This is a genomic window from Gordonia sp. LMA484, from assembly GCF_058129505.1.
The window spans coordinates 6,184,909-6,200,737 of record NZ_CM176700.1; the positions used below are offsets into that span (position 1 = coordinate 6,184,909).

Below are 15,829 nucleotides of genomic sequence, written 5' to 3' on the forward strand. Positions count from 1 at the left end.
CGGCTAGTCCGTGTACACCGGCTGCGGTGGTCCGTTGCCCGGGCCCAGGATCGACAGCCATCGGTCGTACATCCGCTGCCATTCGCCGCTCGTCCGTAGCTGTTGGAGCACCCCGTTCACGAACCGCACCATGTCGTCCTGGCCCTTGGGGATACCGACGCCGTAGTACTCCGCGCCGAGACTCGGGCCGACCAACTCCACCCATGGATCCTGCTCGGCGAGGCCGGCGAGGATGGCGTCGTCGGTGCTGACCGCATCGACCTGCGCTTGCTGCATCATCACCAGGCAGTCCGCCCACGTGGTGGTGGTCACCATTCTGACACGCGGTTGGATCGCCTGGATGCGTCCGATGGAGGTGGCCCCCCGGGCGGCGCACACCCGCTTACCCGCGAGCCCGTCCGGTCCGGTCACCCCGGAGCTCCGTGTCGACAGAATACGTTGGTAGGCAATGTAATACGGGCTGGAGAAGGTCACATCGCGACGTCGGTCGCAGGTGATGCTCATCGTCTTGACGACCACGTCCACGGTGTGGTCCTTGAGTGCCTGCGTGCGTTCGGCCGAGCTGAGAACTTTGTATTCGATGTTTCCGGGCTCCCCGAAGATGGCCGCCGCGATCGCCCGTGCGATGTCGACGTCGAAGCCCTGGATGTCCCCGCTGATGGGGTCGCGGAAGCTGAACAGGTTGCTGCCGATGTCGAGTCCGACGATGAGTCGACCGTGGCCGAGGATCTCGGCCATCGTGGTGCGCTGCGGCATCTGCGCGGGAGTGGGCATCGGGCCGGGTCGCAGACTGGCTGTGGCGTCGCAGTCCTGTGAGTTCGGGACGGGTTCGCGCGGCACATTCGTCTCGGCACCTTCGGGGGTGGGACGGGGGCCGAACGCGATCGGAGGTGGTGATTCGGGAGCGGGGAACGACACGCAGCCGGTCGCCCCGACAGCGACGAGGAGAGCCACGATGATCGCTCCGACAAGTCGGCGACGCGTGTGTCGAGGTGTTGCTGTCTGCGTCATCGGTACTCCCGGATACGCGGGATCAGGCCCATCACCACGGCAGCCGCCGCGAACAGCGTCAGCAGCAGGATGCCGGTGCCGGTGTAGCCGAGGACCCGCTGCGCGGTGTTGATGTCGTCACGGAAGACGTTGCGCGTGGTGGTGATGGTGTCGACGAGAGCGCGGTCGAGGTCGCGATAGGCCTGCGCTGTGGTGTCGGCGCCGTCGCCGACCGTGGTGGTGCGTGCCTGCGCGAAATTACCGCTGCTCATCATCCTCCTCACCTGTGCATCCCGCTCCTTCCACTCGTTGAGGACATAGTTGGCGTTGTACAGCTGTGACTCGGTGACCGCGCTCGAGTCGCCGCGGTTGTTCCCCACGCGTTGCAGAGTGCTCCCGATCTCCGCGGTCGTCTCGGCGAAGGACCGATCGAGGTCACCCTGATCGCCGCGCCGGACAAGTGACAGGGTCTCCGCGGAACGGGCCTGCTGGGTGAGGATGCGCGCCGTCGTCAGCTCGCGCAGCGGTGTCGCGCCGTCGACGCGGGCATTGTTGGTGGCCGCCACCGACATCAGCCCCGACGCGAGCAGCCACACCGTGCCGACCACGACGGCGAACAACGCCGACACGACACCGATGTTGAATCGGCGTCGGGTCCGTTTCGCGAGGTAGCGACTGGTCGCCGCCAGTCCGATGATGACCGCGATGAGCGCGATGTAGACCCCCCACGGCGGTTTCGTGAGGGCACTCTGCGGGTCGGCGATGGCCATCGACCGACGCTGGTAGAGGCGTTGGGCGGCAGGGAGGATCTTCTCCTGCATCATCGTCGACGCCTGCCCGAGATAGGCGGAGCCCACCGGATTACCGAGGCGGTTGTTGGTCCGCGCGACCTCGATCAGGCCGGAGTAGACGGGGATACTCACCGCGAGGGTGTTGAGGTCGGTGTTGATCTCCTTCGTCACCGCGGTGCTCTCGGTGTCGGCGCCCGGCTCCTGCGAGGTGCCGGCGGCGATGATGAGCGACGACGAAGCCGTCGCCAGCGCGTCCGAGTAGCGGGTTCGCAGCTCCGGGGACTCGAGCCCACCGGAGATGAACGCCGAGTTTGCCGAGGCGTCGGCGATGGAGAGTGAGCTGTAGAGCACCTGCGATGCCTCGGCCAGGGGTTCGGTCCGGTCGATCATCTCCCGAAGCGTCGCGGTGCGCTTCTCCAGCGTCGTCGACGCATACAGCCCGGTCGCCACGCAGCCGATCGCCAGGACCACGAGGATCAGGATCAATTTGCCGGGGCTCGTGACGGCGTAATGCCGCACCGTGGACAACGGTGATTGCGCGCGTTGCCGGGCAGCCGTGACGAGATCGCGGCGGTCCGAGAGGACCTGCCGTATCGGGGGAGCCGTCGGACCGGGCCGGATCGTCCGGCCCGCGCGGGTGAGCGCGGTCCGCATGGGCGAGACGTCGCCGGTCACGTCAGGTTCCTTCCGAACTCTCCATGGCTCCGGCGTCACTTTCCGATCGTGCCGGTTCGACCGGCGTCGGGCTCACTGTCTCCACCTTGTCTGTCGTCGAGGGCAGTCCATACGTTTCGCCCAACCAGTGGGCGAAACCCGGTGGTCGGACCGGCGCTGTCACGTGTGTTCGCCGGAAAGACCATCTGTCTCAACCCTAGACCTCAGCTGCGCGGTGGGCGCGGCGTGCGGGGCCGTGTCGTCGTCGCGGTGAACGGTCCGGTCGACCGACCCCGGGCCCGTCCTGTGGCCACTGTCGGGTGTGTCACATACCGTGGACGTCATACGGGGTCGTTCGGGGTTTTTCGAGTAGCAGGAGGCGCGGTGCGCGGAGACGGTGACGGCTGGGTGATGGATCCGGACGGTTCGCGTTACTGGGGTCGCAACGGGGCAGCGGGTCTGCTGCTGCGTGCGCCGATGGCCGATGCGTCGACGGGGATCCTGCTGCAACATCGGGCCGTGTGGTCGCACCAGGGCGGTACGTGGGGGCTGCCCGGCGGAGCGCGCGATTCCCACGAGAGCGCGATCGACACCGCCATCCGCGAGGCCGACGAGGAAGCCGGTATCGGCGGCAACGATCTGCGTGTCGTCGCCGCGGTGGTGACCCATCAGGCCCCCAGCGGATGGACGTACACGACCGTGATCGCCGAGATCGACGAGCCGATCGACACCGTCGCCAATTTCGAGTCCGCGGAATTGCGCTGGGTCCGGGAGGACGATGTCGAGACGCTTCCGCTGCACCCCGGGTTCGAGCGGGCCTGGCCTGTGCTGCGGGCGCGGATCACCGCACTTGACCTGCACGGCTGATCGGGGACGACCCGGTCGCCATCAATTCGTGCCGAGCAGACGGTTGGCGCCGGCGATGAGGGCGTTGATGTTGGCTTCGTCGCCGGTGGTCCCCGAGCCGCAGGCCCAGCACTGACGGTCGTCGCTCTCACACAGCAGGAACGTGGTGACCGATCCGTCGACCTGGTGCTGATGCAGGCCGACGATCTGCACCGATATCCCCAGGTCGTGCAGGATCGTCGTCATCGCGCCGATGGGTCCGGACGACGTCGCCTGCATCGAGCGGATGCGGTCGGCGAAGGCAATGGTGGCCCGGCAGGTGATCGTGTCGTCGCGGCCGAGGGTCGTGTTCCAGGTGCCGAGCCGCAGAGCACCCTTGGGTGCGTAGGTGTCGAGGAAGCGTTGCCAGCTCATGCCCTTCGCCTCGTCGCGCAATCCGCGCGGCAGCGGTCGGCCGAAGTGCGATGCGCAAGGGTCGGACGACGAGGCGTCGTCGCCGCTGAGGTGAGTGGTGTGCATTGGAGATTTCGATTCTCATCGGAAGGAAAGTGACCGACGAGGAAGAGAAGCGCAACGACCCGCAGCGGGGGGTCGGTCTGATTCAGACCCCGCTGCGGCGGGTTACGAGCTTGCTCTTCGTGCACAACATGATGTGTTCAACGATAGACCTGCGCCGACGACGACAGCAAACGGTTAGTGCCGGTGCTGCGACCGACCCCAGGCTTCGATAGCGTCGACGATGTGGACCGAACGAGGGCTCGGTCGTACTTTTCTGAGGGAGTGTGTGCATGACGCAGAGCGTCCAGGTCGAAGCGATGACAGTGCTCGAGGAGCTCATGGACAAGCGGTGGACCTGCCGACAGTTCCGCCACGACGCCGTGCCGCGCGACGACATCGAGCGGTTGCTGCGACTCGCGCAGCGCACGCCCTCCTGGTGCAACACACAGCCGTGGCAGGTCATCGTCACCGAGGGAGCGGGTACCGCACGGGTGCGGGAGGTGCTGCTGCGCCATGTCGACGGCGGCGGTGAGATCTCCTCCGACATCGCGTGGCCGCCCGGCTACCAGGGCGTCTACCAGGAGCGTCGGCGCGAGTGTGGAATGCAGCTCTACGAGACGCTCGGCATCACCCGCGAGGACAAGATGGGCAAGGCGCTGCAGATGCGCCGCAACTTCGAGTTGTTCGACGCACCGCATGTCGCCCTGATCACCACCACCGACACGTTGGGTACCTACGGCGCCGTCGACTGCGGTCTCTACATCGGCACCTTCCTGCTGGCCGCGGAGGCGATGGGGCTCGGCGCTGCGCCGCAGGCCGCACTCGCGTCGTACTCCGACGTCCTGCACGAGGTCCTCGACATCCCCGCCGACCGTCACGTCGTCGCCGGCATCTCGTTCGGTTACGCCGACGTCGATGCGCCGGTCAACACCTTCCGGACCACCCGTGCCGATCTCGGCGAGGCGGTGTCGTTCGTCACCGAGTGACCGGTGATCACCGATGACCGACGGCGGGTTCCTCGACCTCAGAGACGTTGACGCAGCGTTCTCGCCGCCGACTCCGGGTCGTCGGCGCCGGTGATGGCGCGAACCACGACGACGCGGTTGGCTCCCGCCGCGGTCACCGCCTCGAGGCGATCGGCATCCACGCCGCCGATCGCGAACCACGGTTTGCCGGATGGGGCCGCCGCAGCCGCCTCGACCAGCCCAAGCCCCGGCGCGGTGCGTCCGGGCTTGGTGGGTGTCGGCCAGCACGGGCCGACGCAGAAGTAGTCGACGTCGTCGTCGGCGATCGCAGACCGTAACTGTGTCGTGTCATGGGTGGAGAGCCCGATGACGATGTCCGGGCCGGCGATCCGGCGGACGAGGTCGGCGGGGAGGTCACCCTGCCCGACGTGCAGCACATCCGCGCCCGCCAGCGCTGCGATGTCGGCGCGGTCGTTCACGGCGAGCAGGGCGTCGTGATCCCGGGTCAGGTCGCGCAGCCGGGCGAGGATCTGCAGTTCGTCGCGGGCCTCCAAGGTGCCGAAGGCGGATTCGCCCGGTGAACCCTTGTCGCGCAGTTGCACGATGTCGACACCACCGGCGAGGGCGGCAGCCACGAACTCGGTCAGGTCGCCACGTTCGCGGCGGGCATCGGTGCACAGATAGAGACGGGCGTCGGCGAGACGGGCGATTCTCGACTGTCGTGAAGCGGTCACGGCGGTAACGGTAGGCTGGATCGCGAACGACACGGGAGCCCGGGGGTCCGCCGGGCTGAGAGTGCAGGTCGACCCCTGCAGACCGTTTGACCTGATCCGGGTAATGCCGGCGAAGGAAGGATGCGCTCTGGTGCGTAGTGACACTCATGATGGGATTTCGCCGACACTCGCTGTCGTCGGCGGTGGTGTGATCGGCCTGACGTGTGCGTTGGCCGCCGTCGACGCCGGATATCAGGTCCGGGTCCACGACGACGGGCCGCGGCGGCGTGCGGCGTGGGTGGCGGCCGGGATGCTCGGCTCGTTGGGTGAGGGCCACCCCGGTGAAGACGAACTGCTGCGGCTGTCGGTGTCGTCGGTGCGACGGTGGCCGGACCTGGTGGCCCGGCTCGGGGATCCGATGATCATGACGGCGAGCGAGTCGCTGTTCGTCGCCGCCTCGGCGGCAGACGCCGAACACCTGACCACCCTCGCCGAATTCGTGTGGACGCGGCAGCCGCGAGCGTCCGAGGAACTGCATCGGGTGGATTCCGCCGAGATCCGACGTATGGAGTCGGGACTGAGTTCGCGTCTGCACAGCGGATATCTGGCAGTCGGCGAGGGTGCGGTCGACAATCGGCGCCTGCTCACCCGGCTGCAGGAGGCCGTCGTCGGCGGCGGTGGTGAGGTCGTCGATCACCGTGTCACCGATCTCGACGATCTCGACGCGGACGCGATCCTGGTGTGCGCGGGACTCGGCACGCGATCGTTGCTGCCCGGTCTGTCCCTGCACGCCGCGAAGGGGGAGATCCTCCGGCTGCGACGCACCCGCTGGTCGGTGCCGCCCCCGTCCCGGGTGGTGCGGGCCCGCATGCATGGACGCTCGGTGTATCTGGTGCCGCGGACCGACGGCATCGTCGTCGGCGCAACACAATACGAGCCATTCGACGAGAAGAGCACAGATCCTGAGGTCGGTGGCGTGACCGACCTGCTTTCCGACGCAGTGGAGCTGATGCCCGGCCTGCGGACCTACGAGCTGACCGAGGCGGGCGCCGGCCTGCGTCCGTGTTCGCCTGATGGTCTGCCGATCATCCGTCGCGTGAGTGAGCGCGTCATGGTCGCCACCGGTCATGGTCGAAACGGAATCCTGCTGGCGCCCTACACTGCCGACGCGTTCCTGGCGATGATCGCCGACAGCGCGGATCTTGGACCTGCGGCCGTCGGAGCCGGCCCTGAAGGAGGGAATCGATGATGACGATCGTCGTCAACGGCGAGACAACCGACCTCGAGTCCGACGCTTCCGTCGGCGAACTGGTTGCGACCATGGGACTTCCGGATCGCGGAATCGCCGTCGCGATCGACGGGGAAGTGGTGCCACGTGGTCTGTGGGATCGTCTCCTGCACGCGAACGCCAGCGTCGAGATCGTCACGGCGGTGCAGGGTGGATAGCCGGCTGATGACGCAATCGGATGCGCCACTACGCATCGCCGACCGCGAGTTCGAGTCGCGGCTGATCATGGGTACCGGCGGCGCCGCCAATCTGGCGGTACTCGAACGTGCGTTGGTTGCGTCCGGCACCGAGTTGACGACCGTCGCTCTGCGGCGGGTCAGTCCCGAGTCACGGACCGGCATGGTCGAATTGCTGCGGCGTCTGGACATCGCGATCCTGCCCAACACGGCCGGCTGTCACACCACGGCCGAGGCGGTCCTGACCGCCCAGCTCGCGCGCGAGGCCGTGGAAACACATTGGGTGAAACTGGAAGTGGTCGCCGACGAGCGCACACTGCTGCCCGACCCCATCGAGCTGGTCGACGCGGCCCGCGCGCTGGTCGACGATGGTTTCGCCGTGCTCGCGTACACCAACGACGACCCTGTGCTCGCCGCACGGCTGCAGGATCTCGGCGTGGCGGCCGTGATGCCATTGGGTTCACCGATCGGAACCGGGCTGGGGATCGCCAATCCACACAACATCGAGATGATCGTCGAGGCGGCGCAGGTGCCGGTGGTACTCGATGCCGGGATCGGCACCGCCAGCGACGCCGCTATTGCGATGGAACTCGGTTGTGATGCAGTCCTTCTCGCGTCTGCCGTGACCCGCGCCGACGATCCCGAACGGATGGCTGCGGCCATGCGGCACGCGGTGCTGGCCGGACGGTACGCCGCCGCTTCCGGCCGGATACCGAAGCGTTTCTGGGCGCAGGCGTCGTCGCCCGGCCGCTGATCAGGCACGGCGAGAACCCGCACGCTGATCGAGGAGTGCCGAGCCGCCCGGCGAGTTGCGTATCGGGATCTGTGTCAGGGGGTTTCGATACGCGACTCACTTCGTTCGCTGCTACTCAACCGGCGAGTGGTGTAATCGCCGCTGCGACGTCAGGCGTCGGGCACCGGGGGTGCGTCGTCCACGAGTTCGTGAGTGACGCCGTAGGACGCCCGCATCCGGGTCATGGCCTCCTCGCGGAGGCGGTAGCCGCGCCGCGACACACGTTCTCGGCCGCCACCGATCGCCATCCGGGTCCGGCCTGCCACGGCCATCGCCGGTGCCGCGAAGCGGATGACGTGTTTGAGTCGCGTGTCCGGAATATGCAGCGCGTCTGCGTCGTCGTCGCCGAGGAACACCCGTTGCAGTGCACACATGACCTGCCTCGCAACAGCTTCGCGGACGTTCGGCGGACCGGGCAGCGTGTTGGCGATCTCGGGCACGAGGTAGTCATCGGTCAGCGCGGACACGAACTCACGATCTCGGTCGTCGGGCCCGGGAGAGGTCAGCCGGTAGAGCTCTTCGATGCGGACATGATCGGCTTCATCGACGGGATTGAGGCGTTCGTCCATGCCGATGACGTGGCCGACATAGCGCCAGAGATGGTAGACGGCATCGAGATCGTCGTCGCTCAGACGCACCCCGAGTCGGTACATCGCGTCGAGTGCGATGTGCCCGAACTCGGCCATCGTGAAGGCCATGTAGGGCTGCGGAATCGGGACGCCCCAGGCAGTTTCGGTCCAGTCGCCGAGCTCGTACATCGCGCGGCGGACGTGCGCGTGGATCAGCCGGACCCGCACCGTGTACGCGAAACCGTCACCGTCACGGCGCATCCCGCCCGGCGTGATCACCTGCCGTAGCCACTCGCCGACCTCGACGGACCGGATGGCCGGCATCGTGGCGTAGCGTCCGGTCAGCACCAGCGGCTTTCCGGCGATGCTGTTGCCGGCACCGCGCAGCAGCGACGCTGCGCCGAGCACGATGCCCAGCGCTGCGGTGTGCCGGATCAGCGCGTCGGCGGCCCGGTCGAGGCGCGCATGATCGACCCAGTTGGGTTCGTCGTCGAGGAATGCGAACAGCGATCGCAGCGAGTCGGGTGCGTCCTGCACCGCGTCGATGCCGTCGGCGAGCGCGGCGCGGACTGCCACCGTCGCCGACGATCCGGGGAAGGCGTCGGACACCACCGCGTCGGCCAGGTCGTCGGCCTGCCACATCGATGCCACCCAGAGTTCCCCGGCCGTCCCGTATCGAGATATCGCCCGCTCGACGTTCACGAGTGCTGTCGGAGCTTCAACTACCACGCAATCAGTCAAACACGAGGAATCCTCACTTACTATTCACTTTCATGGCCGCCGCGAATCGCCGACCTCCCCGACCGCCGACACGAGCGCGCCCGCAGCAGGTTCGCAGCGTTGAGATGCGACGACGTCTCCTCGACAGCACTGTGGAGCTTCTCCGGCGCACTCCCGGCACACGTCCGACGACGGCCGCGTTGGCCGATCATGCTCATGTCAGCATCGGGACGATCTACCGCTATTTCGCCGACATCGACTCGATCGTCGACGAGCTGCGTGCCGCCGCGATCTACGACATCACGACGGCGCTGGCAACCGGGGTGGGACGGGCGATGGACGCCGAGCCGATGTCGGCGATGGTCACCATCGTCGAGACACTCACCGGAGCCTTCGAGAAACACGACCCGGTGCTCCGGGTCTCCTACTCGACGGCGGAGGCCGAGTTCGGGGAGGCGTGGGCCGACGTGGAGGAGCCACTGATCCCGTTGGCCCGGATTCTGCCGGCCCGCCTGCGCCCCGACCTCGATGCGCAGGCGCTCGACGATCTGGTGTTCATCACCATGGGCGCGACTGCCAACCTGTGTCTACGTATCGCATTGTTGCGGCCGGCGAGGTCCGACCGTGCGGCGATGATCGCGACGGCGGCGCGAATGCTTCTGGCGGCCTTGGACCCCGGGTGAATGGAGCGCGTCATCGCGGTTGGACGTCATCGAGTTCGACCTGCCACATCTCGGTGCGCGCCACACAAGCGTCACGGCGGTCGGCCATGGCGACCCGCCGCGGATCGGCCAGGTACTGCTGTAGCGCCGCGTCATCGGCGAACTCGATGAGCTGGGTCTCGGCCGGCTGCGGGTCGGAGTCCACACTTCGTGCGCGGGCCAGAACGCGGCCGCGATGTTCGCCGACCAACCGTAGGACATCGTCCTCGTAGGCATGCAGTTCGTCGTCCTGACCTGCTACAGGCCACAGCAGGACGGTAAAGGTGACCGGCACGCGCCTCAGTCTATCGACGCCGCCCGGGGCGACGGCGTATATGGTCGAGGCGTGCTCAGAGTCGAGAATCTGACCAAGGTCTACGGCCAGGTTCGCGCCGTCGACGACCTCACCTTCGATGTCCGGCCCGGCGTCGTGACCGGATTCCTCGGTCCCAACGGCGCCGGGAAATCCACGACGATGCGGATGATGCTCGGGCTCGACAATCCAACCGGCGGTAACGCCACCATCAACGGGCAGCCCTACCGCGACCTCGATCATCCGCTGCGACAGGTCGGTGCCCTGCTCGACGCCGGATGGATCCACCCGAACCGGAGTGCGCGGTCGCACCTGCGCTGGATGGCGGCGTCCAACCGCATCCCGATGCGACGGGTTGACGAGGTTCTCGAGATCGTGGGGCTCTCGTCGGTCGCCTCCAAACGTGCCGGCGGTTTCTCGTTGGGCATGAAGCAGCGGCTCGGCCTGGCGGGCGCGATCCTGGGTGATCCACACACTCTGCTGTTCGACGAACCCGTCAACGGGCTCGATCCCGAGGGGATCGTCTGGATTCGTGGCTTCATGCGCAACCTCGCGCAGCAAGGCCGGACGGTGTTCGTCTCCAGCCATCTGCTGACCGAGATGTCGCTCACGGCCGATCACCTCGTGGTCATCGGCCAGGGCCGCCTGATCGCCGACAGCTCGGTTGGCGACTTCACTAGCCGGGCGTCGTCCAGCGTCCGCGTCCGCAGTCCGTACCTGCCCGAACTGCACCGGGTGCTGGCCGAGGCGGGACTGGCGGTCACGCCGGGTGCCGCATCCGACGGTCGACCGATGCTGACGGTCGCCGACGTGACCACCGATCAGGTCGGCGATCTCGCCGGCCGCGCCGGCATCGTCGTGCACGAACTGACCGGCACGACCGCATCACTGGAAGAGGTCTTCATGTCGATGACCGCGAACGCGGTGCAGTACCAGGGTGGTGGGCAACAGCAACAGGCTCCGTCGCAGCACCATCAGGCCGGCCCGCCACAGCAGCCCGGGTTCGGCGGTCCGGGTGGTGCGCGATGATCGGCGCGATCGATGCCGAGCGCATCAAGCTGATGTCGACGCGGTCGCCCTACTGGTGTGTCGCGATCGTCGCGATTCTCGCGATCGGCGTTGCTCTGCTCACCGGACTGACGGCGGGCGGGCCGGTGGCGTCGACACCGGGGGACTCCGCAGGTACCGCACTCGTGGGGCTCAACGCCTTCGGTGTGCTGGTCCTGATGATCATGGCCGTTCTGGCCGTCACCAGCGAATACCGGTTCGGTACCATCCGGACCTCCTTTCAGGCCGTCCCCACCCGATCGACCGTCCTCCTTGCGAAGGCGGCGGTGTTCGGTGGGTTGGCGTTCGTCGTGACGCTCGCCCTCGCGGTGATCGGGGTAGTCCTCGCCCGGGCGACCGCCGGGTCATCGAGCGGAATCGAACTCGGCGACAGCGGTGTCCTGCGACAGCTCTGGGGAACCCCGGTGATCGCCGTGCTGTACGTGCTCATCGGTCTGGGCGTGGGGGCGATCGTCCGGCACACCGCGGGTGCCATCGTCATCGTGCTGATCTGGAACCTGGCGATCGAGTCGATCTTGTCGGTCCTGCCCAAGGTGGGTTCACATATCGGCCCGTTCCTGCCGTTCGCGAATGGCACCCGATTTCTCCACGGAGCGGACGGCAGCAGCGATTTCCACTGGAACATCTACGGTTCCCTCATCTACTTCGCCGTTTTCGCGGTGATCATCCTGGTGATCGGGATCGTCGTGACCGATCGACGCGACGCCTGAGTTTCGCAGGGTGCTTGCGCAGGGCGCCCCTTCGTGACGCATCGCTCGTTCCTCGCGAGGCTCCTCAGGGAGCGGTGGAGGTGCTCGCACGCTCGCTCTCCAGGTGCAGGGGGAGCCAGGTCATGAGCCGAAGGTGACGGTTGTGGCGGCAACAGACCCGATCGCTCAGGCGCCGGGTGGAAGACCCACCACTCACGGTCTCCATACCGTTGGGTACCCCTGACCTGTGCCAGGTGAGGGGCCTACGGACTAAGATCACCGCCATGTCCTCCGACTGGCCGCTGGTCGAGCGTGAGAAAGAGTTTCGCATCATCGAAGCCGCTCTACGCGGTGAGACGGCTGCGTGCGGTGTTGTGCTGACCGGTGATTCGGGCGTCGGCAAGACCACTCTGGCCAGGCACGTCACCGCGGCCCTGGACGGCGGTGTGCGCTGGGTGGCGGGTACCGAATCGGCCCGCAGCATCCCCCTCGGCGTCTTCGCACATCTGGTCGGCCCGGCCACCTCGAGTGACCCGGTGACCTACCTGGCGGCGGCACGTGAATCGTTGCTGGCCGACGGCAATGTCGTGATCGGTGTCGACGATGCGCATCTTCTCGACGAGTTGTCGGCGACCCTGCTTCATCAGCTGGCCATCGACCGGGCCGTGCACATCGTCGCGACGGTGCGCTCCGGCGAATCGGTGCCGGACGCCGTCACCTCCCTCTGGAAGGACAATCACCTCACCCGGATCACGTTGTCGCCGTTCACCAAAGATCAGAGCGTCGAGCTGATCGAGTCGGTCCTCGGTGGTCAGCTGGAGGGTCTGTCCGCCGATCTCATGTGGGAGGCGTCCGGCGGCAACGCCTTGTTCCTACGGCATCTCGTCGAGGGCGCCCGCCAGGCAAACACACTGCGTCAGGTGAACGGCGTGTGGCAGTTGCGTGGGCGGGCGGCGATCACCTCCGAGCTCGCATCCCTGCTGGAGAGCCGGATCGAGCAGCTCGACGATTCGGTGCTCAACGTGCTCAAGTACCTGGCGCTGTGTGAACCCCTCGACATCGACATCCTGGCGGAGCTGGCGGGTGAGGAGGCGGTCGAGGAGGCCGAGATCGCCGGTCTGGTGCGTATCCTGCGCGACGGCCGCAGACTGAACGTCCAATACACTCACCCGCTGTTCGGAGAGGTCGTCCGCCACCGGCTGGGTCTGGCGTCGTCGAGACGGCTGCGCGGCCGTTTGGTCAAGGCACTGCAGTCCCGGGGAGCGCACACTCCGGCCGAACGTATCCGCCTGGCCGACCTCGCGCTCGAGAGCGATGTCGCGGTCGATGCCGCTCTGATGAGTGCCGCGGCGCGCGACGCTCTCGGTCTGGCCAATGCGCCGCTGGGTGAGCGTTTCGCACGCGCCGCCGTCGACGAGGGTTCCGCCGGGTTCGCCGCCGCCGAACCGCTGGCGCGGTCCCTCATGTGGCAGGGCTACGGGAACGAAGCGGATGCGGTGCTGGTCGGGTTCGATCCCGACGAGCTGAACGAGATCGAGCTGATCTACTGGGGTGGTTTGCGTTTCGCGACGGTGTTCTGGGCGTTGGGCGACGCCGACCGCGCCGACCAGGTGCTCGCGATGCTGCGGGAGAAGGTCACCGACCCCAACCTGGCGCTGGTCGTGAAGGGTTTCGAGTCGGCCTGTGCGATCTTCGAGAATCGGGTCGACGATGCGATTGCGCTGTCCGACGAGGTTCTCGACTCGCCGAATCCTTCCCCGTGGGCAATCGAATTCGCGGTTTTCGGCGGCAGCCTCGCCCGAGCCCTGACCGGTCGTGGGAACGAGGTCGCTGCCATGGCCACCCGCGCACGTGTGGCCGAGGCGTCGACCGACGGACTGCTCCGGTTCCCGGCGGGCCTCGGCGAGATCTTGGCCCTGACGCTCACCGGACAACTCGACGAGGCCGCCGCGCGGGCCGATCGCTATGTGCAGTTCTCCAATGTCGGGCAGTACCTCGGCTGGGCGATGTCCGGCATCCTCGTCTCGGTGGTGGAGATGTCGCGGGGAGACAGCGACTCGGTCGGCCGCCGCATGGAGCAGACACTGGCATCCCTGGACAGTGGGCGGGCCGCCGAATCGTGGAACTATCCGGCCATGTTCTACCTCGTCCAGGCGTTGAGCGCGGGTGGTCGCACCGAGCAGGCCGAGCGCGCCCTGCGGAAGGCGCAGGCCAAATACGGCCGCCACATCGCGGTGTTCGGGCCGATGCTCGCGATCGCCCAGTCGTGGCAGCAGGCGTCGGCGGGCACCGTGTCCCTGGCAGTGCAGACCGCCCAGGAGGCGGCGCGGACGGCCTGTGAAACGGCGCAATTCGCGATCGAGGCCGAGGCGTGGCACTCCGCGGCGCGGTTCGGTGATGCCTCCGGCGCGCAGCGGCTGCGTGAGCTCGCCGGGCGGATCGACGGTCCGCTCGCCGGGCTGTACGCCCGCCACGCCGCAGCCGTGGAAGCGCGAGACGCCGTCGAACTCGATTTGTGCGCAACCGAATTCGAGGCGTTGGGCTTCAAGCTCTCGGCGGCTGACGCGGCCGCTCAGGCCAGTGTGCTGCATGAGGCGGACAACAGCCGTGCGGCCACCGTCGCGTCGGCGGCGGTGGCCAACCGTCTGGCGGCCGAGTGTGGCGGCCTCCGCACACCGGCACTCGTCGAGGCCGCTCAACCGTTGCCGCTGACCACCCGGGAGCGTGAGATCGCCAACCTCGTGGCCGCCGGTCTCACGAACAAGCAGATCGCCCAGCGGCTGACGGTCTCGGTCCGCACCGTCGAGGGTCATATCTACCGGACGTGCACGAAACTCGGTGTTGCCGACCGATCCGAGATCGCCGCGCTGCTGCGCAAGGGCGGCACCGGCACCAACGGTCAGACGCCCCACTAGTGGTGTGTATCTGAATTAGTTGGCTACTCGTTCGAGTGTCGTGCGTGCGCGGGCGATTTTGGCCAGGATGGATTCGGCGGTGGCGGTCCACACGTAGGGTTTCGGATCATCGTTGTGGGCGTTGAGGAATGCCTCGATGCTGGCGATCAACTCGGGCACGCTGCCAAAAATGCCGCGGCGAATGTTCTTGTCGGTCAACTCCCGAAACCAGCGCTCGACCTGGTTGAGCCAGGACGACGATGTCGGGGTGAAGTGGAAGTGAAACCGTTTGTGCCGATCCATCCATCGCTTCACCTCGGGATGTTTGTGGGTGGCGTAGTTATCCAGAATCAGATGGACCTCCAACCCCGCCGGCACCTGCTTGTCGATCGTGTTGAGGAACTTGATGAACTCGTTGTGGCGATGACGCGGCAGGCACTGACCGATCACCGAACCGGTCAGCACATCCAACGCCGCGAACAAGGTCGTCGTGCCGTTGCGTTTGTAGTCGTGGGTCATCGTGCCGGCCCGCCCCTCCACCAGCGGCAACGACGGTTGCGTGCGATCGAGCGCCTGAATCTGGCTTTTCTCATCCATACACAACACGATCGCGTTCTCCGGCGGGTTCACATACAGTCCCACCACATCGATCAGCTTCTCCTCGAACCGCGGATCATTCGACACCTTGAACGAGTCGACCCGATGCGGTTTGAGGTCAAGATCAGACCAAATCCGTTGCACCGTTGAAGGACTCACACCCACCTTCTTCGCCATCGTGCGGCACGACCAATGCGTGTGCCCCGGCGGCGTGGTCGTCTTGGTCAACCTCACGATCTCGGCGATCTTCTCCTCACTGATCGACGAACGTCGACCGCGGCCCTTTCGGATCAACCCCAACCCCGCCAAACCGTCCTCGGCATACCGGTAGCGCCACGCCCGCACCGTGGCCGGGCGCACCCCGACCTCCTCAGCAATCCGAATGTTGGCCACCCCGTCGGCGGCCATCAACAACACCCGAGCCTGCAACACCTGCTGATGCGGCACCCGCTGGCTACGGGTCAACTTCTCCAACGTCTCTCGCTCACCGGCCGACAAAGCCAACGGTGCTGCAGGCGCGCTCATACCCAAATCATACCCAACGACTAGACGATTATTTACGAT

The 15,829-nt window shown here is 66.9% G+C and carries 16 protein-coding genes and 1 riboswitch; of the genes, 9 read left to right on the forward strand and 7 right to left on the reverse strand.

The genetic code is table 11. The features are described 5' to 3' along the window. Window positions 1-3: 3 nt before the first annotated feature. Both AC4AMJ_RS27530 and AC4AMJ_RS27535 read right to left on the reverse strand, forming a co-directional pair. Window positions 4-1,011: a glutamate ABC transporter substrate-binding protein gene (locus AC4AMJ_RS27530; protein WP_489916096.1), complete on the reverse strand. Its 1,008-nt coding sequence runs from the start codon at window positions 1,009-1,011 to the stop codon at window positions 4-6. After that, window positions 1,008-2,456 carry a GlnX family signal transduction membrane protein gene (locus tag AC4AMJ_RS27535; protein WP_489897920.1) on the reverse strand — a complete coding sequence of 483 codons (1,449 nt, stop codon included), beginning with the start codon at window positions 2,454-2,456 and terminating at the stop codon, window positions 1,008-1,010. Before AC4AMJ_RS27535 ends, AC4AMJ_RS27530 begins: the two co-directional genes overlap by 4 nt. Window positions 2,457-2,819: 363 nt before the next feature. Here AC4AMJ_RS27535 and AC4AMJ_RS27540 point away from each other — a divergent pair, with 363 nt between their 5' ends. Next, a complete protein-coding gene (locus AC4AMJ_RS27540) occupies window positions 2,820-3,302 on the forward strand; it encodes an NUDIX hydrolase (protein WP_489897919.1) in 483 nt (160 codons plus the stop codon). Between the two features lie 21 nt (window positions 3,303-3,323). Here the strand turns inward: AC4AMJ_RS27540 and AC4AMJ_RS27545 are convergent, their stop codons facing one another. Next, window positions 3,324-3,800 (reverse strand): hypothetical protein, encoded by a 477-nt coding sequence (locus AC4AMJ_RS27545; RefSeq protein WP_489916098.1) that lies wholly within the window; start codon window positions 3,798-3,800, stop codon window positions 3,324-3,326. A 269-nt stretch (window positions 3,801-4,069) separates the two neighbouring features. Here AC4AMJ_RS27545 and AC4AMJ_RS27550 point away from each other — a divergent pair, with 269 nt between their 5' ends. After that, window positions 4,070-4,765, forward strand: a complete 696-nt coding sequence (locus AC4AMJ_RS27550) for a nitroreductase (protein WP_489916100.1) — start codon at window positions 4,070-4,072, stop codon at window positions 4,763-4,765. A 38-nt stretch (window positions 4,766-4,803) separates the two neighbouring features. Here AC4AMJ_RS27550 and thiE read toward each other — a convergent pair whose 3' ends face one another. Continuing rightward, complete coding sequence (gene thiE / locus AC4AMJ_RS27555; protein ID WP_489916102.1) at window positions 4,804-5,478, reverse strand: thiamine phosphate synthase; 675 nt, start codon at window positions 5,476-5,478, stop codon at window positions 4,804-4,806. 21 nt (window positions 5,479-5,499) lie between these two features. Beyond that, window positions 5,500-5,614: riboswitch (TPP riboswitch) on the forward strand. On the opposite strand from thiE, the gene thiO reads away from it, so the two are divergent. The 3 genes from thiO (at window position 5,582) to AC4AMJ_RS27570 (ending at window position 7,675) form a co-directional block, all read left to right on the forward strand. Then, on the forward strand, window positions 5,582-6,706 hold the full coding sequence (gene thiO / locus AC4AMJ_RS27560; protein ID WP_489916104.1) for a glycine oxidase ThiO: 1,125 nt from the start codon (window positions 5,582-5,584) through the stop codon (window positions 6,704-6,706). Its footprint overlaps the riboswitch before it by 33 nt. Further along, complete coding sequence (gene thiS, locus AC4AMJ_RS27565) at window positions 6,706-6,903, forward strand: sulfur carrier protein ThiS (protein ID WP_489901079.1); 198 nt, start codon at window positions 6,706-6,708, stop codon at window positions 6,901-6,903. The genes thiO and thiS overlap by 1 nt, the downstream gene beginning before the upstream one ends. 7 nt (window positions 6,904-6,910) lie before the next feature. Then, window positions 6,911-7,675: a thiazole synthase gene (locus AC4AMJ_RS27570; RefSeq protein ID WP_489916106.1), complete on the forward strand. Its 765-nt coding sequence runs from the start codon at window positions 6,911-6,913 to the stop codon at window positions 7,673-7,675. A gap of 149 nt (window positions 7,676-7,824) precedes the next feature. Here the strand turns inward: AC4AMJ_RS27570 and AC4AMJ_RS27575 are convergent, their stop codons facing one another. Next, on the reverse strand, window positions 7,825-9,012 hold the full coding sequence (locus tag AC4AMJ_RS27575; protein WP_489916108.1) for an oxygenase MpaB family protein: 1,188 nt from the start codon (window positions 9,010-9,012) through the stop codon (window positions 7,825-7,827). A 116-nt stretch (window positions 9,013-9,128) separates the two neighbouring features. Here AC4AMJ_RS27575 and AC4AMJ_RS27580 point away from each other — a divergent pair, with 116 nt between their 5' ends. Continuing rightward, complete coding sequence (locus tag AC4AMJ_RS27580; protein ID WP_489916110.1) at window positions 9,129-9,686, forward strand: TetR/AcrR family transcriptional regulator; 558 nt, start codon at window positions 9,129-9,131, stop codon at window positions 9,684-9,686. A gap of 10 nt (window positions 9,687-9,696) precedes the next feature. Here AC4AMJ_RS27580 and AC4AMJ_RS27585 read toward each other — a convergent pair whose 3' ends face one another. Further along, entirely contained in the window at window positions 9,697-9,999 is a 303-nt protein-coding gene (locus tag AC4AMJ_RS27585; RefSeq protein ID WP_489916112.1) for a DUF1330 domain-containing protein, read from the reverse strand. 51 nt (window positions 10,000-10,050) lie between these two features. On the opposite strand from AC4AMJ_RS27585, the gene AC4AMJ_RS27590 reads away from it, so the two are divergent. The 3 genes from AC4AMJ_RS27590 to AC4AMJ_RS27600 all read left to right on the forward strand — a co-directional run bounded on the left by AC4AMJ_RS27590 (window position 10,051) and on the right by AC4AMJ_RS27600 (window position 14,689). Beyond that, window positions 10,051-11,046: an ABC transporter ATP-binding protein gene (locus tag AC4AMJ_RS27590; RefSeq protein WP_489897912.1), complete on the forward strand. Its 996-nt coding sequence runs from the start codon at window positions 10,051-10,053 to the stop codon at window positions 11,044-11,046. Next, the gene (locus AC4AMJ_RS27595) at window positions 11,043-11,795 is read left to right on the forward strand and encodes an ABC transporter permease (protein WP_489897911.1); all 753 of its coding nucleotides are present in this window, start codon (window positions 11,043-11,045) and stop codon (window positions 11,793-11,795) included. The genes AC4AMJ_RS27590 and AC4AMJ_RS27595 overlap by 4 nt, the downstream gene beginning before the upstream one ends. 263 nt (window positions 11,796-12,058) lie before the next feature. Continuing rightward, window positions 12,059-14,689, forward strand: a complete 2,631-nt coding sequence (locus AC4AMJ_RS27600; RefSeq protein ID WP_489897910.1) for a helix-turn-helix transcriptional regulator — start codon at window positions 12,059-12,061, stop codon at window positions 14,687-14,689. A gap of 15 nt (window positions 14,690-14,704) precedes the next feature. On the opposite strand, the gene AC4AMJ_RS27605 is transcribed toward AC4AMJ_RS27600, so the two are convergent. Then, on the reverse strand, window positions 14,705-15,790 hold the full coding sequence (locus AC4AMJ_RS27605) for an IS630 family transposase (protein WP_489918529.1): 1,086 nt from the start codon (window positions 15,788-15,790) through the stop codon (window positions 14,705-14,707). Window positions 15,791-15,829 lie beyond the last annotated feature (39 nt).

Coding starts and splice junctions, on each gene's coding strand:
- AC4AMJ_RS27530 (WP_489916096.1), bottom strand. CDS start 1,011: ATGACGCAGACAGCAACACCTCGACACACGCGTCGCCGACTTGTCGGA.
- AC4AMJ_RS27545 (WP_489916098.1), bottom strand. CDS start 3,800: ATGCACACCACTCACCTCAGCGGCGACGACGCCTCGTCGTCCGACCCT.
- AC4AMJ_RS27550 (WP_489916100.1), top strand. CDS start 4,070: ATGACGCAGAGCGTCCAGGTCGAAGCGATGACAGTGCTCGAGGAGCTC.
- thiO (WP_489916104.1), top strand. CDS start 5,582: ATGCCGGCGAAGGAAGGATGCGCTCTGGTGCGTAGTGACACTCATGAT.
- thiS (WP_489901079.1), top strand. CDS start 6,706: ATGACGATCGTCGTCAACGGCGAGACAACCGACCTCGAGTCCGACGCT.
- AC4AMJ_RS27570 (WP_489916106.1), top strand. CDS start 6,911: ATGACGCAATCGGATGCGCCACTACGCATCGCCGACCGCGAGTTCGAG.
- AC4AMJ_RS27580 (WP_489916110.1), top strand. CDS start 9,129: ATGCGACGACGTCTCCTCGACAGCACTGTGGAGCTTCTCCGGCGCACT.
- AC4AMJ_RS27595 (WP_489897911.1), top strand. CDS start 11,043: ATGATCGGCGCGATCGATGCCGAGCGCATCAAGCTGATGTCGACGCGG.
- AC4AMJ_RS27600 (WP_489897910.1), top strand. CDS start 12,059: ATGTCCTCCGACTGGCCGCTGGTCGAGCGTGAGAAAGAGTTTCGCATC.
- AC4AMJ_RS27605 (WP_489918529.1), bottom strand. CDS start 15,790: ATGAGCGCGCCTGCAGCACCGTTGGCTTTGTCGGCCGGTGAGCGAGAG.